21 protein-coding genes and 11 pseudogenes are annotated in these 26,207 nt (G+C 59.5%); 12 read left to right on the forward strand and 20 right to left on the reverse strand.

What is annotated here, in order from left to right; translation table 11 throughout:
- Positions 1–10: 10 nt before the first annotated feature.
- On the reverse strand, positions 11–352 hold the full coding sequence (locus ACFSOZ_RS18140) for a hypothetical protein (protein ID WP_379100289.1): 342 nt from the start codon (positions 350–352) through the stop codon (positions 11–13).
- A gap of 110 nt (positions 353–462) precedes the next feature.
- Here ACFSOZ_RS18140 and ACFSOZ_RS18145 point away from each other — a divergent pair, with 110 nt between their 5' ends.
- The 4 genes and pseudogenes from ACFSOZ_RS18145 to ACFSOZ_RS18160 all read left to right on the forward strand — a co-directional run bounded on the left by ACFSOZ_RS18145 (position 463) and on the right by ACFSOZ_RS18160 (position 4,133).
- On the forward strand, positions 463–822 hold the full coding sequence (locus tag ACFSOZ_RS18145) for an IS5 family transposase (protein WP_379100291.1): 360 nt from the start codon (positions 463–465) through the stop codon (positions 820–822).
- A gap of 38 nt (positions 823–860) precedes the next feature.
- Positions 861–2,000 (forward strand): IS110 family RNA-guided transposase, encoded by a 1,140-nt coding sequence (locus ACFSOZ_RS18150; protein ID WP_379100172.1) that lies wholly within the window; start codon positions 861–863, stop codon positions 1,998–2,000.
- Positions 2,001–2,282: 282 nt separating this feature from the next.
- Positions 2,283–2,711, forward strand: a pseudogene (locus ACFSOZ_RS18155) (IS5 family transposase); the annotation flags it as partial.
- A gap of 123 nt (positions 2,712–2,834) precedes the next feature.
- Entirely contained in the window at positions 2,835–4,133 is a 1,299-nt protein-coding gene (locus tag ACFSOZ_RS18160) for an IS701 family transposase (protein ID WP_379100293.1), read from the forward strand.
- Between the two features lie 295 nt (positions 4,134–4,428).
- On the opposite strand, the gene ACFSOZ_RS18165 is transcribed toward ACFSOZ_RS18160, so the two are convergent.
- Both ACFSOZ_RS18165 and ACFSOZ_RS18170 read right to left on the reverse strand, forming a co-directional pair.
- Positions 4,429–5,460, reverse strand: a complete 1,032-nt coding sequence (locus ACFSOZ_RS18165; RefSeq protein WP_378976780.1) for an IS110 family RNA-guided transposase — start codon at positions 5,458–5,460, stop codon at positions 4,429–4,431.
- Positions 5,461–5,581: 121 nt separating this feature from the next.
- On the reverse strand, positions 5,582–6,664 hold the full coding sequence (locus tag ACFSOZ_RS18170; RefSeq protein ID WP_379100295.1) for an IS630 family transposase: 1,083 nt from the start codon (positions 6,662–6,664) through the stop codon (positions 5,582–5,584).
- Between the two features lie 246 nt (positions 6,665–6,910).
- On the opposite strand from ACFSOZ_RS18170, the gene ACFSOZ_RS18175 reads away from it, so the two are divergent.
- Together ACFSOZ_RS18175 and ACFSOZ_RS18180 are read left to right on the forward strand one after the other, a co-directional pair.
- Positions 6,911–7,033 carry a hypothetical protein gene (locus ACFSOZ_RS18175; protein WP_379100297.1) on the forward strand — a complete coding sequence of 41 codons (123 nt, stop codon included), beginning with the start codon at positions 6,911–6,913 and terminating at the stop codon, positions 7,031–7,033.
- Positions 7,034–7,097: 64 nt separating this feature from the next.
- A pseudogene (locus tag ACFSOZ_RS18180) lies at positions 7,098–7,450 on the forward strand (nitrogenase component 1); the annotation flags it as partial.
- A 102-nt stretch (positions 7,451–7,552) separates the two neighbouring features.
- On the opposite strand, the pseudogene tnpC (ACFSOZ_RS18185) reads toward ACFSOZ_RS18180, so the two are convergent.
- Positions 7,553–8,701, reverse strand: a pseudogene (gene tnpC, locus ACFSOZ_RS18185) (IS66 family transposase); the annotation flags it as partial.
- On the opposite strand from tnpC (ACFSOZ_RS18185), the pseudogene ACFSOZ_RS18190 reads away from it, so the two are divergent.
- Positions 8,643–9,007: pseudogene (locus ACFSOZ_RS18190) on the forward strand (aspartate 1-decarboxylase). The pseudogenes tnpC (ACFSOZ_RS18185) and ACFSOZ_RS18190 overlap by 59 nt on opposite strands.
- Before the next feature lie 272 nt (positions 9,008–9,279).
- Here the strand turns inward: ACFSOZ_RS18190 and ACFSOZ_RS18195 are convergent.
- The 4 genes and pseudogenes from ACFSOZ_RS18195 to ACFSOZ_RS18210 form a co-directional block, all read right to left on the reverse strand.
- Positions 9,280–9,543: pseudogene (locus ACFSOZ_RS18195) on the reverse strand (MFS transporter); the annotation flags it as partial.
- Between the two features lie 19 nt (positions 9,544–9,562).
- Positions 9,563–10,509 (reverse strand): IS630 family transposase gene (locus ACFSOZ_RS18200; RefSeq protein WP_417568608.1). Its coding sequence is split into 2 segments (ribosomal slippage): positions 9,563–10,165 and positions 10,168–10,509, totalling 945 coding nucleotides; the frame shifts between segments, so codons are not numbered across the junction.
- 215 nt (positions 10,510–10,724) lie between these two features.
- A protein-coding gene (locus tag ACFSOZ_RS18205; RefSeq protein WP_378922006.1) for an IS5 family transposase occupies positions 10,725–11,479 on the reverse strand; the annotation gives its coding sequence in 2 pieces (ribosomal slippage) (positions 10,725–11,146 and positions 11,146–11,479; 756 coding nt in all).
- 164 nt (positions 11,480–11,643) lie between these two features.
- The gene (locus ACFSOZ_RS18210; RefSeq protein WP_379100299.1) at positions 11,644–11,874 is read right to left on the reverse strand and encodes a helix-turn-helix domain-containing protein; all 231 of its coding nucleotides are present in this window, start codon (positions 11,872–11,874) and stop codon (positions 11,644–11,646) included.
- Between the two features lie 169 nt (positions 11,875–12,043).
- On the opposite strand from ACFSOZ_RS18210, the gene ACFSOZ_RS18215 reads away from it, so the two are divergent.
- A complete protein-coding gene (locus ACFSOZ_RS18215; RefSeq protein WP_379100301.1) occupies positions 12,044–12,271 on the forward strand; it encodes a hypothetical protein in 228 nt (75 codons plus the stop codon).
- Between the two features lie 27 nt (positions 12,272–12,298).
- Here the strand turns inward: ACFSOZ_RS18215 and ACFSOZ_RS18220 are convergent, their stop codons facing one another.
- The 7 genes and pseudogenes from ACFSOZ_RS18220 to ACFSOZ_RS18245 form a co-directional block, all read right to left on the reverse strand.
- Positions 12,299–12,694, reverse strand: a complete 396-nt coding sequence (locus ACFSOZ_RS18220; protein ID WP_379100303.1) for a DUF2285 domain-containing protein — start codon at positions 12,692–12,694, stop codon at positions 12,299–12,301.
- Positions 12,694–13,716 (reverse strand): reverse transcriptase domain-containing protein, encoded by a 1,023-nt coding sequence (locus tag ACFSOZ_RS38765; RefSeq protein ID WP_465264465.1) that lies wholly within the window; start codon positions 13,714–13,716, stop codon positions 12,694–12,696. Before ACFSOZ_RS38765 ends, ACFSOZ_RS18220 begins: the two co-directional genes overlap by 1 nt.
- Complete coding sequence (locus ACFSOZ_RS38770; protein ID WP_465264466.1) at positions 13,695–14,516, reverse strand: hypothetical protein; 822 nt, start codon at positions 14,514–14,516, stop codon at positions 13,695–13,697. The genes ACFSOZ_RS38765 and ACFSOZ_RS38770 overlap by 22 nt, the downstream gene beginning before the upstream one ends.
- Positions 14,517–14,618: 102 nt before the next feature.
- Positions 14,619–16,185, reverse strand: a pseudogene (tnpC, locus tag ACFSOZ_RS18230) (IS66 family transposase).
- 54 nt (positions 16,186–16,239) lie between these two features.
- Positions 16,240–16,593: an IS66 family insertion sequence element accessory protein TnpB gene (tnpB, locus tag ACFSOZ_RS18235; RefSeq protein ID WP_379100304.1), complete on the reverse strand. Its 354-nt coding sequence runs from the start codon at positions 16,591–16,593 to the stop codon at positions 16,240–16,242.
- A complete protein-coding gene (gene tnpA, locus ACFSOZ_RS18240) occupies positions 16,574–17,032 on the reverse strand; it encodes an IS66-like element accessory protein TnpA (RefSeq protein ID WP_379100305.1) in 459 nt (152 codons plus the stop codon). Before tnpA ends, tnpB begins: the two co-directional genes overlap by 20 nt.
- Before the next feature lie 317 nt (positions 17,033–17,349).
- Positions 17,350–17,484: pseudogene (locus ACFSOZ_RS18245) on the reverse strand (IS256 family transposase); the annotation flags it as partial.
- Here ACFSOZ_RS18245 and ACFSOZ_RS18250 point away from each other — a divergent pair.
- Positions 17,481–18,263: pseudogene (locus ACFSOZ_RS18250) on the forward strand (IS256 family transposase); the annotation flags it as partial. The pseudogenes ACFSOZ_RS18245 and ACFSOZ_RS18250 overlap by 4 nt on opposite strands.
- 125 nt (positions 18,264–18,388) lie before the next feature.
- On the opposite strand, the pseudogene ACFSOZ_RS18255 reads toward ACFSOZ_RS18250, so the two are convergent.
- A pseudogene (locus ACFSOZ_RS18255) lies at positions 18,389–19,579 on the reverse strand (IS110 family RNA-guided transposase); the annotation flags it as partial.
- A 256-nt stretch (positions 19,580–19,835) separates the two neighbouring features.
- Here ACFSOZ_RS18255 and ACFSOZ_RS18260 point away from each other — a divergent pair.
- A pseudogene (locus ACFSOZ_RS18260) lies at positions 19,836–20,057 on the forward strand (transposase); the annotation flags it as partial.
- Positions 20,058–20,140: 83 nt separating this feature from the next.
- Here the strand turns inward: ACFSOZ_RS18260 and ACFSOZ_RS18265 are convergent.
- From ACFSOZ_RS18265 to ACFSOZ_RS18280, 4 genes are all read right to left on the reverse strand, one after another.
- The gene (locus tag ACFSOZ_RS18265; RefSeq protein ID WP_379100306.1) at positions 20,141–20,296 is read right to left on the reverse strand and encodes a transcriptional regulator domain-containing protein; all 156 of its coding nucleotides are present in this window, start codon (positions 20,294–20,296) and stop codon (positions 20,141–20,143) included.
- An 11-nt stretch (positions 20,297–20,307) separates the two neighbouring features.
- Positions 20,308–21,033, reverse strand: coding sequence for a LuxR family transcriptional regulator (locus ACFSOZ_RS18270; RefSeq protein WP_379100307.1), 726 nt, complete (start codon positions 21,031–21,033; stop codon positions 20,308–20,310).
- A gap of 183 nt (positions 21,034–21,216) precedes the next feature.
- Positions 21,217–22,623: an aminotransferase gene (locus tag ACFSOZ_RS18275; RefSeq protein WP_379100308.1), complete on the reverse strand. Its 1,407-nt coding sequence runs from the start codon at positions 22,621–22,623 to the stop codon at positions 21,217–21,219.
- Between the two features lie 487 nt (positions 22,624–23,110).
- A protein-coding gene (locus ACFSOZ_RS18280) for an IS630 family transposase (RefSeq protein ID WP_417568610.1) occupies positions 23,111–24,057 on the reverse strand; the annotation gives its coding sequence in 2 pieces (ribosomal slippage) (positions 23,111–23,713 and positions 23,716–24,057; 945 coding nt in all).
- A 123-nt stretch (positions 24,058–24,180) separates the two neighbouring features.
- Here ACFSOZ_RS18280 and ACFSOZ_RS18285 point away from each other — a divergent pair.
- Together ACFSOZ_RS18285 and ACFSOZ_RS18290 are read left to right on the forward strand one after the other, a co-directional pair.
- Positions 24,181–24,374, forward strand: a pseudogene (locus tag ACFSOZ_RS18285) (IS66 family transposase); the annotation flags it as partial.
- 295 nt (positions 24,375–24,669) lie between these two features.
- Positions 24,670–26,076: a hypothetical protein gene (locus ACFSOZ_RS18290; RefSeq protein ID WP_379100310.1), complete on the forward strand. Its 1,407-nt coding sequence runs from the start codon at positions 24,670–24,672 to the stop codon at positions 26,074–26,076.
- The last annotated feature ends 131 nt before the right edge of the window (positions 26,077–26,207 follow it).

Raw genomic sequence — 26,207 nt, forward strand, 5'->3', positions numbered from 1 at the left:
ACGACTCCGATTAAGGGAAAACCGCTCTAGTCGAATGGACGACGTGCACCTCGATGCCGCGCCTCTCCAGCCACCGCGCCAGCCAGAACCCATCGCGCCCGGCCTCGAAGGCCAGCGCAATCCGTTCGATTGCATTGCCCACCTTGACCGCCTCGTCACGCCACCGCTCCACCAGCCGCAGCAAAGCAATAGGATCAGGCTCCAACTTTTTCAGAGGCAAGCGTTCAATGCCGGGAACCTGTCCCGCCGCCAGCCAACTCGATTCACTCATTTCAACAACGACGATTACGCTGCTATTTTGATCAAACGGGACGAGCGAACGGCTCAGATCGTCAACCTGGGTCATGGTCATGGGACACCTCTATCGCTTCTATCAAACGACGATGGTGCCATGCCCGTCGCCGCTCACCCCATAGCTTCTCCAGATTCCACTTCGGGGCTTGATCGTGATTCAAGCTTTTGATGGAACGATTCGTGCTGACTGATGCCCAATGGGCGAAGATGGAACCGCATTGCCTTGGCAAGGCGACGGACCCTGGACGAAGCGGAGGCGACAACCGCCGCTTTATCGAGGCAGTGCTTTGGATCGTACGGACGGGGAGCCCGTGGCGAGACCTTCCGGCGTTCTTCGGCCAGTGGAACAGCGTCTTCAAGCGATACCGCAATTGGGTCAAAGCCGATGTTTTCGTTCGGCTTTTCGAGGCCTGCTCTGAGGCGCCCGACATGGAGTACGCCATGGTCGACGCTACCATCGTCAAGGTCCATCGCCACGGCCAGGGCGCAAAAGATCCCATGAGGCGACGGGCGGCGGAACTCAGGTAAGGTTTCGGGGTCCGACATCCTAACCCTGGAGACGTCTCATGAATCTCTCATCCGTTGCTCCGCCGCCCGCCGGCGAGAAGACTGCCACGATTTTCGTTGCACTGGAATTGAGCAAGTCGACCTGGCTTGTGGCGCTGCACTCGCCGGCGGTCGACAAGATCAGCCTGCATCGCCTGCAAGGAGGTGACACCGAAGGGCTTATGGCTCTCATTGAACACCGGCGCGAACAGGCGCAGGCCGCCTTGACGCGTCCGGTTCGGGTAATGTCGTGCTACGAGGCCGGCTACGACGGTTTCTGGCTACATCGTTTCCTGTGCGACCGCGGCATCGACAATCAGGTTCTGGACGCGGCCAGCATCCTGGTCGACCGCCGGTCACGCCGCGCCAAGACGGACCGCCTCGATGCGGCGGCGCTGCTGCGCACGCTGATGGCGCTGGAACGTGGCGAGCCGAGGGTCTGCCGGGTTGTGCGGGTGCCGAGCCTCGAGCAGGAGAACGATCGCCGTCGCAGCCGGGAACGGGCTCGGCTCGTCAACGAACGCGGCCAGCATTCCAGCCGCGTCAAGGGGCTTTTGATGACCCAGGGCATCCGCGACTTCAAGCCAGCCAGACGGGACTGGCGTGAGCAGCTCGAGACGCTGCGCACGGCTGACGGGCGGGATCTGCCGTCCTGCCTGAAGAACGAGATCAAGCGCGAGTGCCACCGCTTGTGGCAAGTGATTGAGATGATCATGGAGGTCGAGGCTGAGCAGCGTCAGGCCGCCGAGATCACAGCTCCCGGGATCATCCAACTGAGTCATCTGCGTGGCATTGGCCTGACGATCGCAAGCGTAATGACGAACGAGGTGTTCTTCCGCGACTTCCAGAATCGGCGTGAGGTCGCCGGTTATCTCGGTCTTGCATCCAGCCCTTGGAGCAGCGGCGCGGTCAGCCGCGATCAAGGCATCCAGAGATCGGGCAATCCGCGAGCGCGTCGAACCGCCATTGAACTTGCCTGGCTGTGGCTGCGCCATCAGCCCGATAGCGGTCTCGCGCGCTGGTTTCATGAGCGCGTCGGCGCCGGCAAAGGACGCATCCGCCGCACCATGATCGTCGCCTTGGCGCGCAAGCTGATAATCGCCTTGTGGCGGTATCTGACCCAGGGCCTGCTGCCGGAGGGCGCCATGACCAAGGCCTGACGAAAGAGTTCGACGCGAGGGGCGGCCAACGTCACTTGCGACGAAGCGGGATGGATGTGGACCGGCGCCCCCCAGGGCTGTTAACGCCGTCAAAAAGATGGGTCCCATCCTTCCCGGCCTCGCCAAACTTGCCCGTGCATGCGGGATATGGGTGCAGGCTCCACCAGAGCCGACCGGATATGAGGTGATGTGGACTTGTTCCGCAATTCGCCGCGAGGCCGATCCCGACAGCGTCCGAAGTGATTTCGCCGCCGCTACCGTTGACACAACTCGCCTCATATGAGGGGGACTCAGAGCCAGGCCATTGGCCGCTCCAAGGGCGGCATGACGACCAAAATCCTGGCGCTGACCGACGCCCTCGGCAACCTCGTCCGCTTTGTCTTGCTGCCGGGGCAGCGGTTCGACACGGTCGGCATTGAACCACTCGTCGACGGTCTCTCCTTCGACGCTCTGATCGCCGACAAGGCCTTCGACAGCAACTCCATCATCGCCGACCTCGACCAACGTGGTGCCAAGATCGTCATTTCCCAGCATCCGCGACGAACCAAGCCGCTTCCCTTCGATGCCGAGATGTACAAGTGGCGTCATCTGATCGAGAATTTCTTCTGCAAACTCAAAGAGTTCAAACGCATCGCCATGCGTGCCGACAAAACCGACAAGAGCTTTGCCGCGTTCATTCACCTCGCCGCCGCCATCATAAGCTCCAGATGAATATCAACAGCCCTTAGCCGCCCTAGCACTACTTTGGCAGATTTTTAGCGACGGGCAGTTTTTGTGATTCCCAAGAGAGGGTTTGCGTGATTCATGGGAGGTCGGCTTATGGAGGGCCGATCAATGGACGTGGATTGGCAAGCCGATCTGGATCGCTGGCTCGCGCCGTTTGTCGCGGCGCTACGGCACAAGACGAGGGCGCGGATGTGTCCGGCCTATATCGCCGGGCTGATTGGTCCAGGAGATCGCAAGAGCGTTCAGCCGATGGCGGCGCGCGCTGGCGAGGTCGGCTACGATCAGCTTCATCATTTCGTCGCTGCCGGCGTTTGGGACAGTGCTCCCCTCGAAGCTGCCCTGCTGAAGGAGGCAGATGGTCTGGTTGGCGATGATGCCGGGTTTCTTGTCATCGATGACACGGCGTTGCCCAAGAAGGGACGTCACTCGGTTGGCGTCGCGCCACAATATGCTTCGTCGCTCGGAAAGACTGCCAATTGTCAGTCGCTGGTCTCGGTAACGTTGGCCTCGCGCGAGGTGCCGGTGATGGTGGGCCTGCGGCTCTTCCTGCCCGAGAGCTGGACCGATGATCCTGAGCGCATGGCGCGGGCCGGTGTGCCGAAGGATAGACAAACCGCTCTGACAAAGCCGGAGATTGCGATCGAGGAGATCGACCGCGTCATCGCCTCCGGTGCGCATTTTGGCTGTGTGCTTGCCGATTCAGGGTACGGCTCCAGCGGGCCTTTCCGTCAGGCTTTGAGTGAGCGCAGTCTGCTGTGGGCGGTAGGACTATCGCGACGCCAAAACGTCTATCCGGCCGATGTTGATCTGATCTTCCCGGTCGCGACCACCGGCAGGCGCCGCCAATATCACATCCCGGACCGGTCGCCGGTCTCTGCCGAGGTAATGCTGTCTGGTGAGAAATGGCAGAAGATAAGCTGGCGGCGCGGCACTAAAGGTCGGCTGACATGCCTCTTTGCGGCTCGCCGTGTCCGCGTTGCGGATGGTCATAAGCACCGGATGCTCGACAATCGCATGCAATGCATGCCAGGCGACGAGGTCTGGCTCGTCGGCGAACGCCGGTCGACTGGCGAGCAGAAATACTATGTGTCGAACTTACCGGCCGATGCGAGCCTCAAGCTGCTCGCCGCCACGATCAAAGCCAGGTGGGTCTGTGAGCAGGCACATCAGCAATTGAAGGAGGAACTCGGCCTCGACCACTTCGAAGGTAGATCCTGGACCGGATTACACAGACACGCCTTGATGACCATGATCGCCTACGCCTTTCTCCAATCCCGCCGCCTCAAAGCAGCGGGACGGAAAAAAAAGAGTCGGCGGACCACCGCCACAACCGAGCATGCCAGCCATCAGGCAGGCCATCCTCGACCTCTTCGCACGGCCGCCACCCAGGCGATGCCCCCACTGTGAGAAACTCCTCGCCGACGCCGTCGAATCTAAACTGCCAAAGTAGTGCTTCTGTAATGGGCCTTCGTTCGTCAAGTCCCCTCTGAACGATATCTCGTCGCCAGGATCATGCTTCTGTCCGTGGTCAGCGCGAAGGCCGCCACACTATGCCATCAGATCCAGAGCTGACAGGTCAATCTAGGAAGCGTGGTTTGCCGAAGCATTCACAGCACTACACACGACCTTGCCAAGCCCTCGTCCCGGCGACGGGACCTCAGGAGAGCGGTGCCGTTTCGGCTCGCTCCGAACGCTCTATCTCCTATGCCATCGCTGCGGCCTTGCTCCAGCGGAAGTCGGTCGCATCCACCCACATGCGATGGAGCACGACGCCCAACTTGCGGGCAAGGGCCACCTTGGCGCGCTTCATGCCCCGACGTTTGGCCACGTCGAGCGCCCAGTGCTTCAGGCTCGAGAAGCGGATCGCCCGCGTCAGCATGACGTGCGCAGCTTCAAAGAGCGCAGTTCGCACCATGGCGTCGCCGACCTTGCTGACACCACCGTCCCGATCGGTCTCACCGGATTGATATTTTTTGGGCGTAAGCCCGAAGTAGGCTCCGACCGTACTGGATTTTCCAAACCGCATCGGGTCGTCCACCGCCGAGCGATAGGTCAGGGCGACCAAGGCCCCAACGCCAGGTGTGCTCATCAATCTGTGGCAGACCTTATCAGCGCGCGCGATCTTCAGCATCTCGCGATGGAGCTTGCTGAACTCGCACCACAACGCCATCCGCGCCGCCAGCATCGCACCAATCACCGTCTCCAAAGTGACGTGGCCTGCTGTCAGCTCCCGGATGCGCGTCTCAAACTTTCCACGACTGACCTCTCCGACCTTCAGCCCATAGCCGCGCAAGATCCCGCGGATGCTAAGTTCGACGTCGAGAAGCTTGCCTTGCAGAAGCTTGCGTCCAACAAGAAGGGCTCGGCTATCCTTGCAAGTCACCGATTTGGCATGAACCGGACGGTACCATCCCATCCTCAGCAGTTGGGCGATCCCGCGTGCATCTTTCCGGTCGGTCTTCACCGTCATAGCCGAGAGCGCCGCCTTCACGTGCCGCGTCTCCAGCAAAACCGCATCGCGTCCGGCGGCCACAAGCCCGGCATGCAGCCATTGCGACAATGGCCCGGCCTCGAGCCCAATGCGACTAACAGACAATTCCAGTTCGTCGAAATAGCGGACCAGCGCCTCCGGCTCGCTGGCGATCTTGACCTCGCGCATGATCGTTCCGGTCGCGTCAACAATGCACACGCTGCTCTCTTCCAGAGAGACATCGATTCCCGCATAATGTTCCATGGCTGTTCCTCTCATGATGTTTGGAGCCGATCGCTCGGACTCCGTTTCAACACCATCATTCTGAGGGACAGCCACCCAACCTGGCTATGCTCGCGAAGGCCGGCCCATTACGGCATCTAGTCTAGTCACCTGAATCTGAAGTTCGGTTCATTGTCTTGTGGCAGAAGCGCTTGACCGACGCGAGGATCTGGTCGGCGGATTTGACCCATTTGTATGGGGTGGGGTTCTCGTTGTGGGTTTCGATGAAGGCGTCGATATCAGCTTCCAGTTCTGCGGTGGAACGATGTACACCGCGCTGCAACTGCTTTCGCGTCAGCTCTGCAAACCACCGCTCGACCTGATTGATCCAGGATGCCGACGTTGGCGTGAAGTGAACATGCCAGTGTGGACGGCGCGCGAGCCAAGCCTTGATCCTCGGCGTCTTGTGGGTCGCATAGTTGTCCATCACCAGATGCACGTCCGGCCCATTGGGCATTTCGGCGTCAATCCGCTTCAGGAAGTCGAGGAATTCGGTAGCCCGGTGACGTTTGTAGCAATGGCCGATCACGGCGCCAGTCGCAACGTCGAGCGCCGCAAACAGGGATGTCGTGCCGTTTCGGACGTAGGTATGGGTGCGCCGTTCGGCGACACCTGGCGCCATGGGCGGAACCGGCTGCTCGCGGTCCAATGCCTGGATTTGCGATTTCTCATCCACGCATAGCACGATCGCCCGGTCCGGTGGTGACATATATAGGCCGACGATGTCCTGCACCGGATCGGAGGAAAGCTTGAATGTCTCGGCACGATGCGGCTGCAGGCCAAACGCGCTCCAGATCCGACGGATGGTGGTATGCGAAAGGCCGCTGTCGGCTGCCATCGAGCGGATCGACCAGTGCGTGGCATCCTTGGGAGTGGTGTTCAACGTACGCTCAACGACCTGAGCAACCTGGGCATCGGAGACAGTTCGTGGTCGACCGGCACGATATTCATCTGTCAGCCCTTCAATACCATCCTGAACGAACCGACGGCGCCACTTGCCAACCGTGTGCTCGTGAACACCCAGGCGTTCGGCAACGTCTTTGCTTTGCAAACCCTGCGCGCACAGCAAGACCATCCGGCATCGATCCGACAAGGACCGCGGCGCTTTATGCCGGCGCACCTGAGATTCGAGGAAACTTCTATCCGCGTCGCTCAGAACGACAAGGTCCGCCTGCCTGCCAACCATGAATCAAACTCCTGCTCTTGTGACAGAAGCCGAACAAATGAAGCTTACTTTGGTTCCAGGTGACTAGGACAATGAGTTCTTCTGGACTCAATCCACGCTGATCGTCAGGGACCTCAACTCGCCGGCCTTCGATGCCAGGATCAGAAGCGCGTTCTTGCGCCCCTGTTCCTTCAGTGCACCGATCCGGTCCATGACGTCCTACCGGAAGAACTGATGACCCATGGGTGGGACCGACAGGGTTGCTGCATGAAGGGGAAGAGACAAAGCCAGGAGGACGCTACCATGTTCGCCCATCACAATGGCTGGCTCGGCACCGGCCAGTGGCCGCGGACCGAGCTGGAGTGGGGTTCGACCAGGGCGCGGCCTTGAGCTGGCGCGCCTTTCAAAGAACGGTGCGTCGGTGGGGCGTCACCCGAACCTTGAAAGAGGTCCCATGAGCCTGGAATACGAGAACGATGGGGCTCTCCATGCGAAACTTATCGAGGAGGTGCTGTCGCAATATCCCGACAAGGGCGGCGAAGCGCCGCAAAAAGCATCTCAGCGTCGCAAAAAGCGGCGACGAGGCTGGCGAGGTCGTTTTCAATGCGACGTCAAATCGAACATCAAGACATCAAGTCCATTCCGGGCGTGATGACGGTTCGCGGCTGCGCCTATGCCGGCTCCAAGGGCGTGGTGTGGGGTCCAGTCAAGGATATGGTCCATATCTCGCACGGACCGGTCGGCTGCGGGCAATATTCCTGGTCGCCGCGCCGCAACTACTACGTCGGTACGACGGGCATCGACAGCGGCTGTTCGTCAACCGGTATGGCGCGCCGCTCAGCGTAAGCGGCGTCTCTGTCCCATTGATTATGCCGTTGCGACAGTCAGTTCGTGCGCTTGCTGATAGTACTATGCGCACGTCGGGAAGTCCCAGACGTGCTCATTACAAGGCGTTAGTCCGTTGCGCATAAGCCCTGGCATGAGGGCGTCGATATCTTTAGCGAGATGGCCATTTGCGAGGCTGATGAAGAGATCTCGCAGGTAGGCGTAGGGCTCGACACCATTCATTTTGCAGCTTCCGATCAGGCTGGCAAAGCGGGCCTAATTCCGTCCGCCTTCATCGTGGCCCGAGAATAAAGCATTGCGGCGGTTCATGGCCGGGCGGCGTATGGCGTTTTCGACCAGGTTTGATTCGACGTCGACGCAGCCGTCGTCCAGGAAAAGCCGAAAGCCATCCTGGCGTTTCAGCATATAGGCCATGGCCTCGCCGAGATCGGACTTGCGCGAGACGCGTGCCGTGCGATCTGGCGTAGCCAGGTGAGAGCACCCACCATAGGCATCAACTTGAATCGTGCCGTTGAAGCCGTCGAGGATCTCCGCGGCATATTCGCCTTTCCGCCCAGGCGTGGAATACCAGGCCTGCCGGAGCGGGTCCGTTCCAACCGCGATCATCGCGCAAAACAGCCCAGAGATAGCCGGTTTTCGTTTTGCCGCGTCCCGGATCCAACCCTGTCGGATCCAACCCTGGTGCCGTGGTTTCATCGACAGTAGAGTCTTGAGCTACCTTGCTTCAGGACAATGGCCATGTGGTCGACGACCGGCGCGATCACAGCACCCGTCCGGCCCATCCAATCTGCCAGGACCCTGCGGTCGATCGGCACTCCGTGTCGGGCCATGACTGCCGCCTGACGATTACGCGGCATGTGTTCGGAATGCTTCGACACGGCTATTTGGGCCAGAAGCGCCTCTGTCGGCCAACTGCCTTCCAACAGGTGTGCCGGTGCCTTGGCCTGAACGACGCCCGCGCGACCCTTGGGGCAAGCGTATTTGGGGCGGATCGTGACAATCACCTGATAGCAAGCCGGAATTTGATCGAGCGTTCCGTCCGATCTTCGCCGATCCAAACCATGTTGCCGCAACCGCAGGGGCAAGCAATGCTATCGGGCTCGGTCACCCGCTCGACCCGCGGCAGGCTCTGGGGCAGCGTGCTCTGCGCTCCTTGCGAGGAACGGTCTTTTCGGGATCGACTGCGCTGGCCGCGATCTTTTCCTCGACGGACCCGGCCCACTGCGAGACAGCCGAAATCCTACCAATGGAATTTGTCGAGATATGGAAAAGAATTCCGGAGCGCGAATTTCGACTTATGTGATCCCTGGCGAGCGTGGCTCGCGATGTTGTGTTTTGAACGGCGCCGCCGCACGGACATACCAGCCCGGGGACCAGATCATAGTCTGCAATCCCATCCAACTCGAGGAAACCGCAAACACCTCGCTCAGGCCACGGATCGGCACCTTCGATCAGGACAACCAATGTGACCGCCTGAGCTACGCGGTCGATGTCGACGCGGATGGTTCAGTATCGTGAACGAGGTAAACGCTCCTGTGGCCCTTCCTGCCGGAGTCGCCGGTGTATGATCTGATAACGCTGTCCCAAGCTAAAGCCCCGACGCTGGAACGGGCCGAGCCGGGGCTCCACCGATCCAGGCGGACACTTAATCGAAGTTGTTGCGGTAAGATCAATCGGCCGACCGCAAGATCGGGGGCGAGCGGGAAAGCTTGGCTCGTCCTGAACGCAATTGCCCCTACCCATTGCTCCCGCATGAGATCACCGTCGGAAAAGAAACTGGTCGACTGATCCCGTTTGCGGGCCGCGCCGGTCGGAGGCACAATCGCAAGCTTGGTGCGGGGTGGAAGCTCTCCCACATGCAATTCAAGGAGACGCTGGTCCAGTTCCTTGTCCGGTGCTGTGAGGCGATGGTTCAGGCGAAGATAATCCATCCAGGTCGGCGTGCGGAATGTCTCTGTCCAATGCTGCGGCTCCTGCAGGTCGCGCTGAAGGTTCCAGTGCCGAGCATCGACGCGGCTTTGCACCCGGCGTCGTTCCCTCATCTGATCTAGAGCAGTTTCTGGATAATCACGGTTAGGCATCGTAGCCGGCGTGGGCGAACAGGTTTTCGCATTCTTTGGGGTGGAAACGATCGATGGCGACGGCCACGGCGTCCCATAATTCCGGGATGGACCGGGCTGCTGCCTTTCGCAGTAAAGCCTTCAGCTTGGCGAAGGCCATCTCAATGGGGTTAAAGTCCGGGGAGTAGGGCGGAAGATAGCGAAGGGAAGCCCCCGCAGCCTCGATGATTTCGCGGACACCGACCACTTTATGAGCAGGCAGGTTGTCCATCACGACGACATCGTCGGGTTGAAGCGTCGGCACGAGGACGCGGCGCAAGTAGACCAGGAATGCTTCGCCATCCATGGCGCCGTCCAGGAGCCAGGGCGCGACGATCCCGTCGAGGCGCAGGCCGGCCGTGAAGGTCGTGGATTTCCAGTGCCCATGAGGAACAGCCGCCCGGCAACGCTGTCCACGCGCAGAGCGGCCTCGTAGCCGGGCCATCTTGGTATTGAGGCCACTTTCGTCGATGAAGATCAGGCGGCTCGGATCGAGATCGAGTTGGCCTTCGAACCACTCTTCCCGCGCTGCCAAAACATCCGGTCGCTGCTGTTCGGCCGCGTGCGCTGTCTTTTTTTGTACGTGATGCCACGCTTTGCGAAGAACGCATGGACCGTCGTCAGGCTGGCTTTGACCCCGCGCTCTGCCGCAAGGCGATCGACGATCTCGGCAAGCGTGATGTCCCGCTCATCGGTCTCGACCAAGGCGAGAATGAAAGTCTCGTGCGCGTCCAGCTTCGATACCTTCGGCTTGCCCTGCCGCCCAGGTTCCAGATTGCCGCTCGAACGCCAGGCCCGATACCATGCACCAGACGTCGATATCCCGATGGCAAACCGCCGTGCCGCTTCTCGGGTCGACAGGCCTGCCTCTATCGCCTCGATAACACGCGTCCGCAAATCCAGGCTGTAAGCTCGTGCCATGCCGCTGCTCCTTCCGCAAATCACTTCGATCAGGGAATCAGAACAAGCCGTTCACTGCAAACAAACGACTCCGATTAAGGGAAAACCGCTCTAGCAGGCTTCTCTGATTGGGGTCGTTAAGGTCAAGCTCCTCGTCGTGATATTTTTCCCTACTATGTCGCCCCGCGGGTCACTCGCTTCTCTTCGCGGTCGACGTTAGGCTCAGGACTCATTGATCAGAGCCAGAAGATGACGGTTGCCGCGATGCAGATGGCGGACAAGAAGGTGTGGGCGCAGCGATCGTAGCGGGTGTGGATGCGCCGCCAGTCCTTGAGCCTGCCGAACATGTTCTCGATCTTGTGCCTCTGGCGGTAGAGCGCCTTGTCATGGGGGATCGGCACTTTGCGGTTGGTCTTGGAGGGGATGCAGGCAGTGATGTCGCGCTCGGCCAGCGCGGTGCGGAACCAGTCGGCGTCGTAACCTTTGTCGCCGAGCAGCGATTGGGCTTTGGGTAAGGTGCCGAGCATCAAGGCAGCGCCCTTGTAATCGCTCATCTGGCCTTCGCTGAGCAACATGATCAGCGGTCGCCCCTGGCCATCGCACACGGCGTGGAGCTTCGAGTTCAATCCACCCTTGGTGCGCCCGATACGTCGGGGAACAGGCCCTTTTTTAAAAGGCTGGCTGCTGTCCGATGCGCCTTGAGGTGGGTGGCGTCGATCATGAGTTGGTCGGGCCTGCCACCCTTGGCCGCGAGCGCGGAGAAGATCTTGTTGAACACGCCCAGCCGGCTCCAGCGGATGAAGCGGTTGTAGATCGTCTTCGGCGGGCCGTAATCCGGCGGCGCATCCCGCCAGCGCAGCCCGTTCCTGATCACGAAGATGATGCCGCTAATCACCCGACGATCATCCACCCGGGGCACGCCGTGCGACAGCGGAAAATATGGCTCAATCCGACGCATCTGCGCCTGCGACAACCAGATCAGATCACTCATGCAGCGCCTCCTCGCGCTGCCATTGAATCAAGCGATCCCCACCTCCGCAAGCAATTTAATGGGTCCTGATCCTAGGTCGCCGCATGATGGGGTCAGTAGAGCGAGGCGTCTCAATCTGTTGAACGACCTTGGGAGAGTTCGCCCAGGCGCGCGGGTGCCCGCTATCACCGGAGGCTCGACAGAATTTCGCAGGGATCAGCGTCAAGAGCCGCGGTTACCTCAAGAAACTCAATGACATCGAGACGCCGCTCTCCACCCTCGTACTTGGCCACGAAAGATTGCGGACGAACAAGCTTCTCAGCAACCTGCGCCTGGGTCAGGCCTTTGGCCTTGCGCAGCGATACGAGATGAGCCAGAAACCTCTGGTGGCGGGGCGATCGAAGAGATTTGGGCATGTAGGCGAACCGGTCAGGTAAAGACCGGCTCAGCGACTAATCCCGGTTTCGGATTATCCCAGTTTGGGATATGCTCTGCTGATCCAGCGCTCAACTGGCGAGGTTCGCAGCAGCCATGAATCAATCAACGGGAACAGATAAAACTCGAAGCTCAACTCTGCACGACGAAGTGCCCTGGTCAGACAGCATCACGAGCTACGACAGGCAGCATCGAACCATTTACCTGCGCATCCTCGACGCTTGCGCCTACAATGCCAGCATCGAGGAAATAGCCGATCTCATTCTCGGCATCGATCCGATCCTTGAACCGGTCCGCGCCCGCAAGGCTGTTCGCAGCCATATCGACCGCGCCAACTGGATAGTGACGACCGGCAGCAAGCACCTGTTCGGCGGCTGACGCACAGCGCGGATTGCGACGCCTTTTTCAGACGAGGAAGTCCCGGTACTCGCCATTCATCAGCGCGCGACCGCGAGAGACGGCGCGGCGGATGTGGTCGCGCAGGTGATCGCGAGGATCGTTCCAGTCGGCGTGGACACGCCCTTTACCGATCAGCGCCTCAGCGATTTCGCGATGTGATGCTCCGGCAACCGATCCGTCGAGCGCACGAAGAACGAAGGCCAATCGGGTGCAGCGCCTTTCGGGCGGAAACAAGCGGGTGGGCGGTTCTTCATCGAGACAAAGGGCATTGAGGCACTCGAGCGCCCACAAGCGATGCTTCAAAAGTTCTGAGGGCCAGATCGCCTCAGCACGCAGGCAAACGGGTCCCGGTAGGGACGATGGTTGCCCATCGCCCCCCGGCCAGATCCGTACGTGCGGCACTACCGCATACGGCTCCTATCGGATGTTGTGACGGTGAACCGAGCATCTGGATGCGGATGCACCAGCCGACATGGTGGCAGGTATTTGCGAAGCAGCCTTTGGAAACGATCCCAAGACAGCCGGTTTCGTTGGCTTCGACGCATCAAAGCGTGTCGCCAAGCGCGACCAACTTCCCAGCGGAACCCTCCCAATCTTCGTAGATTGTCTGGCACCGCATGGTAGTTCAAATACCCCTGTAACACTTGCCGTAGCCACCGACCTACTACTGCCACCGGTTCATGGCGTCGTCGCATTAGCGTTTCCTGAATGGCCGCCAGCGTCGTGCGCATGCGCTTCTTGATCGTCAGACGGACAATCTTGAAGCCTCCATCATTGCGCCGCCTGCCACAGCAATGCGTGAATCCCAGAAAGTCGAAAGTCGTTGGCTTGCGGATACCACGTTCCCGGCATTGTCGCGCAGCATACCGCCCAAAGCGTATTAGCCGCGTCTTTTCCGGGTGTAGTTGCAAGCCGAACTGAGCGAGACGCTCCCGCAATGCTTGCAGGAAGCGCTGCGCCTCTCCTTCGTACTGGAACCCAATCACGCTGTCGTCGGCATAACGTACAATGATCACGTCGCCTTTAGCATCTCGAGTACGCCATTGCTGGACCCATAAATCCAATGCGTAATGCAGGTAGATATTCGATAGCACGGGGCTAATTACAGAGCCTTGAGGAGTTCCTCGCGTTGATGCCACGCGGCGGCCATCCTCAATCGTGCCCGCTTTCAACCATTTGTGGATCAGACGAATCAGTTTGCGGTCACCAACTCGATGCGACAGGAAACGAACCGTCCACTCGTGATCGATTTCATCGTAAAACGAGCGAATATCCGCGTCCAGTATCCAGTTGATCTTCCGTTTGTCGATCCCAACCCACAAGGCGTCCAGCGCGTCATGCTGTCCCCTTCCTTGTCGGAACCCATATGAGAAGCCGAGGAAGTCTTGCTCATAGATCGCGTTCAGAACCGTGGTGACGGCCATCTGCACGACTTTTTCTTCCAGCGCTGCAATGCCGGGGGACGGAGTCTTCCGTCATTCTTCGGAATGTAGACCCGTCGGGACGGTTGTGCACGATATGCACCGGATTGAATCTCCCGATGTAATTCGTGCACACGCCCGTCGAGCATCTTCTCATAGTCGTACCACGTCACGCCGTCCACACCGCTCGCCGCCTGCTTGCGAAGCGCATGGAAGCTCTCCACCAATAACGTCGGAGTGATGTGGTGCATCAGCGCCGTGAAACGCAATTTCGGGTCCCGTTTGGCGGCTTCCCGTACGCCCTCGATACCCATCGAAGCGTGTTTGATCCGGCTCTGCGTCCGGCACGCTGGAGTTTCGAAGACGTTCCCTCCGATTACACCCCTTCCCTCCATTGCCTCCGCAGGATCATCTCCCTTGTTCGGCAACTTCTGCGGTACTATGGGTGTATCCGACTTCTCATCAGCGTCGATGACTGGCTTGTGGTCAGCGACCTTCCCAGTCCCATCCAGTCCATTTGCACTGGACACTGATGAGATCTCGCTGCTTCCGTATGAAAGACTTCCCGGCATGCACAGGGTCTCCGACCGCGCAGGATCGGGGCATGGCTTGCGATTAACGCCATGCACCGTGTTGCCTTCCGCTTCGCTTAACAGCGTCGGCATCCCGAATTGATCATTTCGCGGCTCAATGGCCGGCCTGCCGGTTTCCCCTGTCAACGCTTCGACGCACACCTCGCGATGTGCCCCGCATGACTCGGGGTCAGAGTGATTCGCCACTTCTTCTCCGTATTGAACTTTCATCAACTATCTTTCATCGGCTTTGCAGCCGCACTAAGCGCGAATTTCCTGGCACGTTGATGCGGTCCGGTTGATGTGATGGGCGTATCCTGCGGTCGCTTTTGATCAGGCCGCGTCGGCTTTGGCGAAGTTGAAGGGCAGCAGGTCTGTATGTCGGCATCTGTTGCGCGCTGCGGCAGTTCGCTGAGGACGTGGCGCAGATAAGCCAAGGGCTCGATGCCGCAAGCTCGGCATGTCAGCATGAGGCTGTAGACGACGGCGCTCGCCCTGGCTCCGTCCACGGTGTCGCTGAACAGCCAGGACTTTCTGCCGGTGGCAAAGATTCGGATGTCGCGTTCGAGGAGGTTGTTGTCGATCGGCATCCTGCCGTCTTCTGTGTAGCGTGTCAGGTATTCCCACTGGTTCAGGGTGTAGGACACGGCGTCGCCGATCTTGCTATCGGGCAAGACCTTCGGGGCGATGTCGTCGAGCCATACCTTGAGGGCGTTCAGGATGGGGACGCTGTGTTGCTGGCGGAAGCGGCGAATGCAGCTGGTCTGCGTTTCACCTTTGTCCGGTTTTTCGTCGCGCGCTTGCTTTTCAATCCGGTAGAGCTGTTCAAAGAACTTCAGCGCCTGCTCCGGCGGACCGCCGCCTTTCTCTCTTGCCTTGAGGGCATCCACGAAGCGACGTCTGGCATGGGCCATACATCCAACATGGGTGGCCCCTGCCAGCGTGCGCCAAGCGGTATAGCCATCGCTCATCAGGATGCCGCGGTAATCGCCGAGGAAGGCCTGCGGATAAATCTGGCCGCGGCCGGGTTGATAATCGAGAAGAACGATCGGTTCGTCACTGTCCTCGCTGCTGCGATACGCCCACATGTAAGATGTGCTGGTGGCCTCCCTGTCCTTTTCCTTCAGCACCTGGACCGTCGTCTCGTCGCCGTGGATGAGGGACTGCGACCTGAGCCGCAGCTTCAGCGCGTCATAGTGTGGGAGAGATGCCTCTCGCTCGAGCCGATCACCCAGTGACCCAGTGCGCCACGGCTGACAGGAACGCCGGCGCGCTCGAAGGCTTGGGCCAGACGATAGAGCGGCGTGCCGTCGACGTATTTGTGAACAAGAGCAAAGGCCAGCGTCGAGGCCGTGGCGATGCTGCCCGGCAAGGGCTGCGCGGGCATCGGCGCGATGATAACCGGCGTGTTGATGCCGGTGCGATCGCAATGGCGGCAGGCATACTTGAACCGAACATTCTGCAGGACCTTTGCCTGCACCTCGATATGAAGCTGCTCGGTGACGGCCTCACCCATGCGATGCATCTGGTGACGGCAGCAGGGGCAGGCCTTCTGATCGTCGGCAAGGTCATATTCGACGCGTTCGCGCGGCAGGTGTTCCGGTAGAGGCTTGCGGCCACGCTTCTTTCCCTCCGGCTTTCCAGCGGACGCAAAGCCAGTGTCCGGCAGGTCGATGACCTCGCCATCGCCGCCGCCGGCGTCGTCTTCATCGGCAACCTCGGCTTCATTGAAGAGACGGTCCACGTGCTTTTCGCTCTTCGGCGCAAAACGATGAAGCCGCGCCAGTGCCAACTCTTCCTCGAGCTTGACCACGCGTTCCGTGAGCTGACGGTTCTCTGCCTGCAGCGCCGCAATGCGCGCCATCAACTCCTCAACAGTGGGTTCGCCGGGTCGGGTCATCAGATTCTTGAATCTGAACCGTTTCGCCCCGTCAACCGCACACGTTGAGCGCTGTCAGCCGGCGATCTGGTATTGCCGCACCGGATGGCGGACCATCGCGTCGATGTCGATGCCGTCGAGAATCCAATGGAGCTGTTCGGTCGAAAGCGTAACCACCGCCGTCTCCCGGCGCGGCCAACGAAACTTGTCTTCCGTTAATCGCTTCAGGACCATCACAAAACCGGACCGATCGAAGAACAACAACTTCATCCGGTCGCGGCGGCGATTGCAAAACGCAAAGACCGCAGGCGCAAACGGGTCAAGCTCCATCACCTCCTGCACCAGGACCGCAAGGCTGTTTATGCCGGCGCGAAAGTCGATCGGCTCGCGATGCAGGTAGACCTTGATATCAGCGCCCAGTCTGAACATGGCCCAGTGCTCCAATGATCGCCGTCAACGCATCCACATCACCGCATTCCAGCGAAAGCTTCACGCCGTTCGGCAGCAACGCGCTGATTTTGGAAGAACCTGACAGACGGGCCGTCTTCTTCAGTGATGCCGGTTGTTCTTCACTACACGCGACCGGCATATCCAGCGAGCAGGTCCCGACAGGCAGGCTACAGTCTGCTGCGATGACTGGGATAAACGCCGAGCTGCCAGATACCGCCGAGGAGTAAGCCTCCCTGGCATCCTTGACCCATTTGCGCAGAAGGTTGGCATTGACCCCATGGGCAAGCGCGAGGCCTGATATCGACACACCAGGCTCAAGGCAGGCCGCAACAAGCCGCGCCTTTGATCCCGGATCGTACCGGCGTCGCCCATCGCGCCCCACACGCCGCACACGCAGTTTCTGATCATCGTCACTCATATTTGGTGTCCACCTATTTTAAGTGGACACTTCATGCGGCAGAGACCTCAACGCGAAAAGGTGCCAGGAAATTAGCGCTTACGGCAAACGGGCCGCAGGATATCCGCACCCGAAACTGCGAGCTGGAGGCTATGCGCCGCAGTTCGGAGATGGACGTGCTGGCTCTCGTCGGGCCTCAGTAGGACTGTCGCACGACATGACAATGCCGTCAGGTCGAACGGCGATGCGGTCGGCTGTTGCGCCACGATAGGCAGTACATGGGCGCACCGGCGCGGAGGGACTGTCAGGAATTCCGTGTGTGGGCGGTCGGTTGAACATTAAGCGGCCATTGCTCTGATGAATCGCTCGCCGAAGATGACGGCGAATTGAGCCTTGGCCATTGCCCATTCACGTGGCGGCATTTTCCACTCCTTTTCCGATCGGTTCAAGATCAGATAGAGCAGCTTGGTTGACCGAGACCGGCAAGTTGGAGATCGACGTGCCGCGCGACCGTCAGTCGAATTTCGACCCGCAATTGATCGCCAAATATCAGCGCCGCTTTCCCGGCTTCGACGACAAGATTGTGTCGATGTATGCGCGTGGCATGAGCACTCGGGAGATCACCGGACACCTGCGGGACCTTTACGGCATCGACGTATCGCCGGACCTGATCTCGACTGTGACGGACGCGGTTCTGGATGAAGTTGCCACCTGGCAGCAGCGGCCGCTCGACGCGATCTATCCGCTCGTGTTCTTCGACGCCATCCGGGTCAAGATCCGCGACGAAGGCATGGTGCGTAACAAGGCCATCCATATCGCTCTGGGTGTGCGCGCGGATGGCGCAAAGGAGGTTCTGGGCCTCTGGCTCAAACAGAATGAAGGCGCCAAGTTCTGGCTGCGCGTCATGAACGAGCTCAAGAACCGCGGCGTCGAGGACATCCTTTGGCCGTCGTCGATGGCCTGAAGGGCTTCCCGGACGGCAGTACAGCGCTGTTTCCCCAGGCTATCGTTCAAACCTGTATTGTTCATCTGCTGCGCAACTCCATGGATTTTGTCTCATGGAAAGACCGCAGAATGTTGGCCGGCGCGCTCATGGAAATCTATCGGGCCACGGACGCCGATGCCGCTGAAAAGGCGCTAACGGCGTTCGAGGCCGGTCCTTTGGGGGCAACGCTACTCTGCAATCGGCCAGAGCTGGCGGCGAGCGTGGGGCGATGTCATCCCGTTCTTCGCTTTCCCCAACGACGTGCGGGATCGACAAGGCCTATGCTTCGGATCGTGGTATTCTTCCCGTGCGCGGGCGACCTCGTGGCGAAGCGCGGCGCATCGGCTGGAAGCGCCGCCGGGCAGCCTATTCAAACCTTGCCGGATTGAGGCGCCCGCGCGCCCTTTCCTTGGGCGCGGGCGCCAGCTCTCGACGAAGTGCTCGTAGCTCGCCTGGGCCTTCGTGGCGATGTTCATCTCCTGATGCCGCAGTTCCTTGACGTGGTAGGCATAGGTTGGACCGCGCGAGTTGCCCTTTTTCTGTGGCTTCCCGGCCTGGAGTTCCATGCCGCGCATCTTGTGAGCGACCAGGCTGGGCCGCGCCCAGAGATAGTCCTTCTCCTTCGTCAGCATGTGCCCGATGAGCACTGCCAGCTTGCGCGCCACGGCGACTGCGGCCACCTGGTGACCGCGCCTTGCCCGGATGCGGACAAAGAAGGCATGCAGCGGACCGGGTGCCTTCGCCGCTGCCCAGGCCGCTTCCACAAGCATAGCCCGGGCATGGCTGCGTCCGACCTTACTGATGCGTCCGTGATGGGCAGCGCCGAGGCCAGACTGACGCACACGGGGATTGAGACCGAAGTAGCTGACCAGCTTCTGCGGGGACTTGAACCGAGTGATCTCGCCGATCGCCGCCATCAAACCGGCCGACACCGTCAGATTGACACCGGTGATGGTCAGAAGTCGCCTGATCGCGGGATCGTCCAGTGTGCTCTCGGCAATCTCCCGGTCGAGGATTGCCAGGTCCTCGGCAAGCCGATCGAGTTCGCGCACATGCCGCTCGATCGCACCACGTTCATCGTCGGGTACGGACTGGCGCATTAGCCAGGCGCGACCGCGACCGTTGAACAGATCGGCATGCGGACACTTCGGGATCAGATGAGCGTGCAGAATCGCATGCACCTCGTTCTTGATCCGCGTGCGATGCCGCACGACTTGGTAGCGTCGGGCAACCAGTCTGCGCATCCGCTCGGTGTCGGCATCTGGCGTCCAGATCTCCGGCAGATAGCCCGCTGCATGAAGGCTCGCTAAGGTGCCTGCATCGACCTTGTCGGTCTTCACATGGGAATGGGCGATCGCCTTCACCTGCAGCGGGTTGGCGATCACCACCCGCTGCACGAAAGGCGACAGCACCCGTGATACCGCCATGCAGTTGCCGGTCGCCTCGATCACCACCTCGTCCGTCGCCAAAAGGCTCTTGCCGAAGCCTTCCAGCGCCGTCCGGGTCATGTCGACCCGGCCGCCATGGCGAAGCTTGCCTTCTTCCCAGAAAACCACCTCCCCAAAGGTGCGGTGGATGTCCATTCCAATCACGCGTCGCATGCGCGCCTCCTGTCAGAGTGTTGATGACGGGAGCGGCGGGCGACACGACAACTACGGATTCGCGCTCTCGGCGCAACCGGGCGAGTCGCAGAGGCGGCCAGCTACTAACACGAGCTCGCAGCTCATCGTATGGATCGGCCTGCCCGCACCTTCGTGCTCCCGGTGCCTCTGTCCCGGATGGTCGCACCATATGCTACGATCTTCAGAACCGCAGCCAGACTTCGGCACCAGGAATCTTATACCGGTTACCAACCCGATCGAGGCCTTGAACTCAAAACTCAGACGCGCTGTCAGAGCCAGGGGGCACTTTCCAAGCGACGATGCCGCAACCAAGCTGCTCTATCTGATCTTGAACCGATCGGAAAAGGAGTGGAAAATGCCGCCACGTGAATGGGCAATGGCCAAGGCTCAATTCGCCGTCATCTTCGGCGAGCGACTCATCAGGGCAATGGCCGCTTAATGTTCAACCGACCGCCCACACACGGAATTCATGACAGTCCCCGGCGCGGCCACCAGAACACGGCCGCACTGCGTCCGTAAGACTCAGCGAAACAAAACACCCCAGCGCGAGAGATCGCCGGCCGAAGCGATAACGTCGATAACGGCTCCGCGAGACAGTCTATGGGCCTCCTGGAGCGCAGCGAGCAGATCACTCTGGAATGCCGAGTTACGACGCAAGAATTCCCAGTGCGGTTGCACACGTAGGAATATCAGCGATGCGAGGATTTCGAATCGATGAGAAGCGCAACCAACTGGCTTCTGGTCTTTACACCGAGCTTCCTGCGGGCGTTATCGAGATGAAACTCGGCGGTGCGCTGTGTGATCCCGAGAATGAAGCCCGTCTCCCAGGCCGACTTGCCACGTGCTACCCATTGCGCGCACTCGTATTCGCGCGCCGTCAAAGGCACACCGTCGACGATCCGGGCAGCGGACAGTTTTCGTCGAACAAACATGTGAAAACAGGTCGCAATGTATGGGAGATCGTCCTCATAGCGTTCCATGACGCGGAAAAATACAGGATCGCGCTTGTCAGCGGCAAAGGTCATCGCCGCAAAATTGCCGCGGTGATCCATAATCGGGATCGTCAAACCACAGCAAATGCCGAACTGCGCCGCTTCGTCAAAGACCCTCTGCTCGGCTTCTGATGGCTCAACCCCCGGCAGTGCGGAGCCCCATCGAAATGGGTATCCGCCGCAGCGGGCGCGCACTATGACGGGATCGACGCTCTGGTACTGGTGCTCAAGATAGCGCGCTGTCCAGGGCGCCGGATAGTTCGAGATCAGCGTGGGCTTGTCCTTAGAACGCGGCGGGAGCGAGAGGTAGGCGAAGGCGAGCAGGTCGAATTGTGAGGCCACATCGCCGAGAGCGGTGTGGAAATCGACCTCATCCACGCTGTCCCAAAGCCGTTCCAGAAATCTTTCGAAGACAGGTTGCATGTCTGTCCTTGGGTCTTCGGCAACTTGCTTGCAGGTGGCAAAGTCCAGGTGGACTTGCAATGTCTCAAAAATGCGCCCTGCCGGCGGGGAGGTGCACCGGCAGGGCTCGCCGCCCAAAGGATGCGGTCAAATGGGAGGACCGGACAGGCGCGGCAAAAAAATGCTGGTGGGCACCAGCAAAGATTATACCGCGCCTTCGGCCTTCAGCACGCGGAACGTCGTGTCAACTGATTTCGCGGTGGCGTCGACGATGATGTCCACCTCGTCCCTGGTGATGATCAGTGGCGGGGCAAAGCCGAGGATATCGCCATGCGGCATGGCCCGGCCGATGACCCCATTGTCAAGCAGAGCAGCGGCGGCACGCGCGCCCACCTGGAGTTCGGGCTCAAACGGTACGCGCGCTTTGGGATCGCGCATCAGCTCTACGGCAGACAGGATTCCGAGGCCGCGAACTTCGCCGACAATAGGATGTCCCTCCAATTCGGCTTTCATACGGGAAAGCCAATAGGGCCCGACATCTCGAACATGCTCCAGAATGTTTCTTTCCTTAAGCACTTGAATGTTGGCAAGTGCGGCCGCCGCGCAAAGCGTATGACCGGAATATGTCCAGCCATGACCGAGAGGTCCGTGCTTCTCCGTTCCTTCTTCCAGGACCGACCAGACGCGGTCGCCGATAATCGACCCGGAAATGGGGAGGTAGGCGGAACTCAAACCTTTGGCGATGGTGACGAAATCCGGACGCATACCATAGAGGTGGGAACCGAATTTCTCACCGGTTCGCGCGAAACCGCAAACCACTTCATCGGCGATCAGAAGGATATCGTACTTATCCAGCACCTCTTGAATGGCCGTCCAGTACCCTTTTGGAGGCGGAACGATGCCGCCGGTCCCAAGTGCCGGTTCTCCGATAAAGGCTGCAACCGTATCTGGGCCCTCAGCAAGAATAAGGGTTTCAAGTTCGTCGGCACAGCGCTTGGAGAAGGCTTCCTCAGTTTCGCCCTCATGCGCCTGGCGATAGTAATGTGGCGTCGTTGTATGGCGCACCAGGCTCAAAGGCAGGTCGAAAAACTTGTGAAAGAACGGAAGGCCCGTCAGGCTACCGGTGACCAGACCGGAACCGTGATAACCGCGATGTCGCGAGATGATCTTCTTCTTTTCAGGGCGGCCGAGAATGTTATTGTAGTACCACACCAGCTTGATGTTGGTTTCGTTAGCGTCGGAACCGGAAAGACCGAAATAGACCCTTCGCATGTTCTGGCCGAAATATTCGACGACCGCCTCCGCCAGGAGAGCGACCGGCTTCGTGCCCTGGCTGGCGTAGACATGCGCGAACGGCAACTCGTGTGCTTGCCGGGCAATGGCGTCGGCTATCTCGGTGCAGCCATACCCCATATTGACGCAATAGAGCCCGCCAAAACCATCGAGGCTTTTTCGGCCTTCAGTATCCCAGATGTAGACGCCTTCCGCTCTCGCCATGATCCGATTTGGCGTCTCGCTGCGGCTGTGCTTGGCTAAGTGCGTAGACGGATGAAAGACGAAGTTTCGATCCTTCTCCCGGAGTTGCTCGGTTCCCAGATTGCTCAAATTCATCGTTCCTCTCCTCGCGATCAGCCGCCGGAGGACACTCAGCCGCCTCCCAAGCAATTAGCATACCAGCAAACACCTCACGAATTTCGCGGGAATCCACGTCTTTTGCCGACGAATTCTCGAAATCGGCATCAAACGCCGTGAAAACCAAGGCTTCGGGAGTTTGCCATCGCCTTGGTGCGGAAAGGAGAATCGGCGAATTCTTCGTTACGACAAGCTGGTCGAGATCTGCCCGACCATTCACGAGGTCAGCGAAACTGGGCCATTGATTTGATGCGGGCGCCGCGGGTTCTGTTCGCCCGCGTATGTCTGCGAAAGGTACCGCGTAGAGTCGGGGGCATAGTACGAGATGCGCCGTCCAAGGGCCGCCATCCGGGAGTCCAGCAGAATCTGCACGATGCGTTCTTCGTGTCGCCGGAATATGTTCGGGCATATGCCGATGAGCACGCTCGTGGCGGCACGCACTAGAGCAGTTTCTGGATAATCACGGTTAGGCATCGTAGCCGGCGTGGGCGAACAGGTTTTCGCATTCTTTGGGGTGGAAACGATCGATGGCGACGGCCACGGCGTCCCATAATTCCGGGATGGACCGGGCTGCTGCCTTTCGCAGTAAAGCCTTCAGCTTGGCGAAGGCCATCTCAATGGGGTTAAAGTCCGGGGAGTAGGGCGGAAGATAGCGAAGGGAAGCCCCCGCAGCCTCGATGATTTCGCGGACACCGACCACTTTATGAGCAGGCAGGTTGTCCATCACGACGACATCGTCGGGTTGAAGCGTCGGTACGAGGACGCGGCGCAAGTAGACCAGGAATGCTTCGCCATCCATGGCGCCGTCCAGGAGCCAGGGCGCGACGATCCCGTCGAGGCGCAGGCCGGCCGTGAAGGTCGTGGATTTCCAGTGCCCATGAGGAACAGCCGCCCGGCAACGCTGTCCACGCGCAGAGCGGCCTCGTAGCCGGGCCATCTTGGTATTGAGGCCACTTTCGTCGATGAAGATCAGGCGGCTCGGATCGAAATCGAGTTGGCCTTCGAACCACTCTTCCCGCGCTGCCAAAACATCCGGTCGCTGCTGTTCGGCCGCGTGCGCTGTCTTTTTTTGTACGTGATGCCACGCTTTGCGAAGAACGCATGGACCGTCGTCAGGCTGGCTTTGACCCCGCGCTCTGCCGCAAGGCGATCGACGATCTCGGCAAGCGTGATGTCCCGCTCATCGGTCTCGACCAAGGCGAGAATGAAAGTCTCGTGCGCGTCCAGCTTCGATACCTTCGGCTTGCCCTGCCGCCCAGGTTCCAGATTGCCGCTCGAACGCCAGGCCCGATACCATGCACCAGACGTCGATATCCCGATGGCAAACCGCCGTGCCGCTTCTCGGGTCGACAGGCCTGCCTCTATCGCCTCGATAACACGCGTCCGCAAATCCAGGCTGTAAGCTCGTGCCATGCCGCTGCTCCTTCCGCAAATCACTTCGATCAGGGAATCAGAACAAGCCGTTCACTGCAAACAAACGACTCCGATTAAGGGAAAACCGCTCAGTATGCGGCGTCTCCGCCCCATAATAGATCGCCGCCGGCGGCGCAGGCCCTTTGGCGGGACAGCCGCGCCGGCGAATGTGTCGCCCGCCATCTGGATCGCTGTCGCGGCATCCTTCAGGTCGACGGATACGCCGCCTATAACCGGCTGGCCAAGCCCGATCGGGCCAATGACGGTGTGACGCTGGCGGTCTGTTAGTTACACACGCGCGGCGCAAGTTCTACGAACATGGCGGCGGCCGACTTGGTTCGATTCGGCAAAGAGAGGCAGCGGTGTCGTGGAAGCGTCAAGCCACCAGATTAGGCAGTTCCTGAAAAACGTCAACACACTATCTTTCAAGTCGTGTCAGCGACCAACGGAGCGCAAGGTGGCCCGGCCAGGCGACACTATACGAAGCTGAGATTCACGCGCTCCGACGGTGTGCTGACTGCCTGACCGGTTCAATCCCAGAGCTAAACTCGCGCTATCCCAAGAATCTCTCGATTTTCGAAAACGCAACCAATAAGGAGATAGGAGCTGCTCATGCCAACTCAGACAGGGTCAGGCCCGGCGGAAATTGCAACAGTTCCTGCAATCAGCGAGGCGGATGCACGAATTGAGCGCCAACTCTGCGAGTTCGCGACTTCCGATTCAGCCTTGATCTGGGAGACTCAAGACGAACTGTCCAGCGCGATTGCGGAGGCGGGCATGCACTTTGAGGGCCGGGCGTATCCCGTATGTCTCCGGCCCCTGGCGATAGACTGCGATCTGGCAAATCACCTGAGCGCTACCGCTGAGGGCGTGATCAAGCTCCTTGACGTCGCCGCTGAGCTGTATTGCTGCAATGAAGAGGTACAAAGTCTGTTTCCATCCTATAAAGATCTGGGGCATTGGATCACTTGTCTTCCACAATATCGACCAATTGTAAGAATATGCCGACTGGACGGCTTATTCGGGAGCGATGGTTATTATAAGATACTTGAAACGAATACGGAAGGGCCGGGCGGCGTTATACAGAACGGCCTCGCCGCAAAAGTCTGGAGCCGTATTCCCAATCCTTTGGCACACGGCCTGGCACTTGACGTGAGTAAGCAGCCTTTCGCGAAAGACCCGAACTGTTTTGTTCGGGAGCTGGTGTCTGCCTACCACGCTGCAACTGGCAGCGAGCTGAGAACCGCCGCTGTAGTCAACTTTCGCGGCCGTTATACAAACGAAGTAGAGTGGATTGTGAGTGGCTTGAGAGACGTCGGCGTCGAAGCAGCGTTGCTAGACATTACCGCGATGAAGCGGACACCTCGTGGGCTAGTCGGGCCGGACGGCGAAATAATTGATCTTGTTTACAATAAACTCGATGTCAGAGAAATCGCTAAATATATTGAAACAGGAGAATACTTAGATGCGTGTGCAGCTCAAGAGGTGGTTTCGATAAACCCCTGGATCTCCCAGTGGATATTATCTGACAAAGCGATCCTTGCTGTACTCAGCGATGATCGATTCGCCTCGAACTTCAACGCCAAGCAGGTCGAGCTCATTGCACGCCACATTCCATGGACCCGTCTTGTTAGAGCGGGAGTAACAACCAACCCCGAACGACGTCGAATCGAGCTCATCGGTTACATTCGGGAGAATAAGGCCAATCTTGTTCTGAAGCCCTCTAATGCGACGCGCGGCGAGCATGTCTTGGTTGGGCATCTCACTCCCTCAGAAGTGTGGGAGGAACATATTGACCGGGCCGCCCGCAACCCATACGTCGTTCAAGAGTACATCAGGCCCGGAGAGGTTACGGCTCTCCACCTGCCAAGCCGCTCGATCAAGAAAATGGCGTATGGAATTGACTGTTATGTATTCGGTGGCCGCTTTGCAGGTTTTCAGTCGCGCGCAAGCTTCGATGCTGTGATGAACGTTGGGCGGAGCGGGATTCTAATGCCCGTCGCTGTCGCTGGTGGGTGAACAGATTGGTGCCGATCCGTATTTATGTGCCGGGCTTTAGTATGTGGCGGCGTGCGCCAGAAGCCTGTCATTCAACCGTGTTGGTGAGCTTTGCCGCCACGAAATACCTGGTCAGTTTCTCCCTCGGGCCA

This window comes from Mesorhizobium newzealandense, assembly GCF_042682145.1.
In the GTDB taxonomy this organism is placed as follows: domain Bacteria; phylum Pseudomonadota; class Alphaproteobacteria; order Rhizobiales; family Rhizobiaceae; genus Mesorhizobium; species Mesorhizobium newzealandense.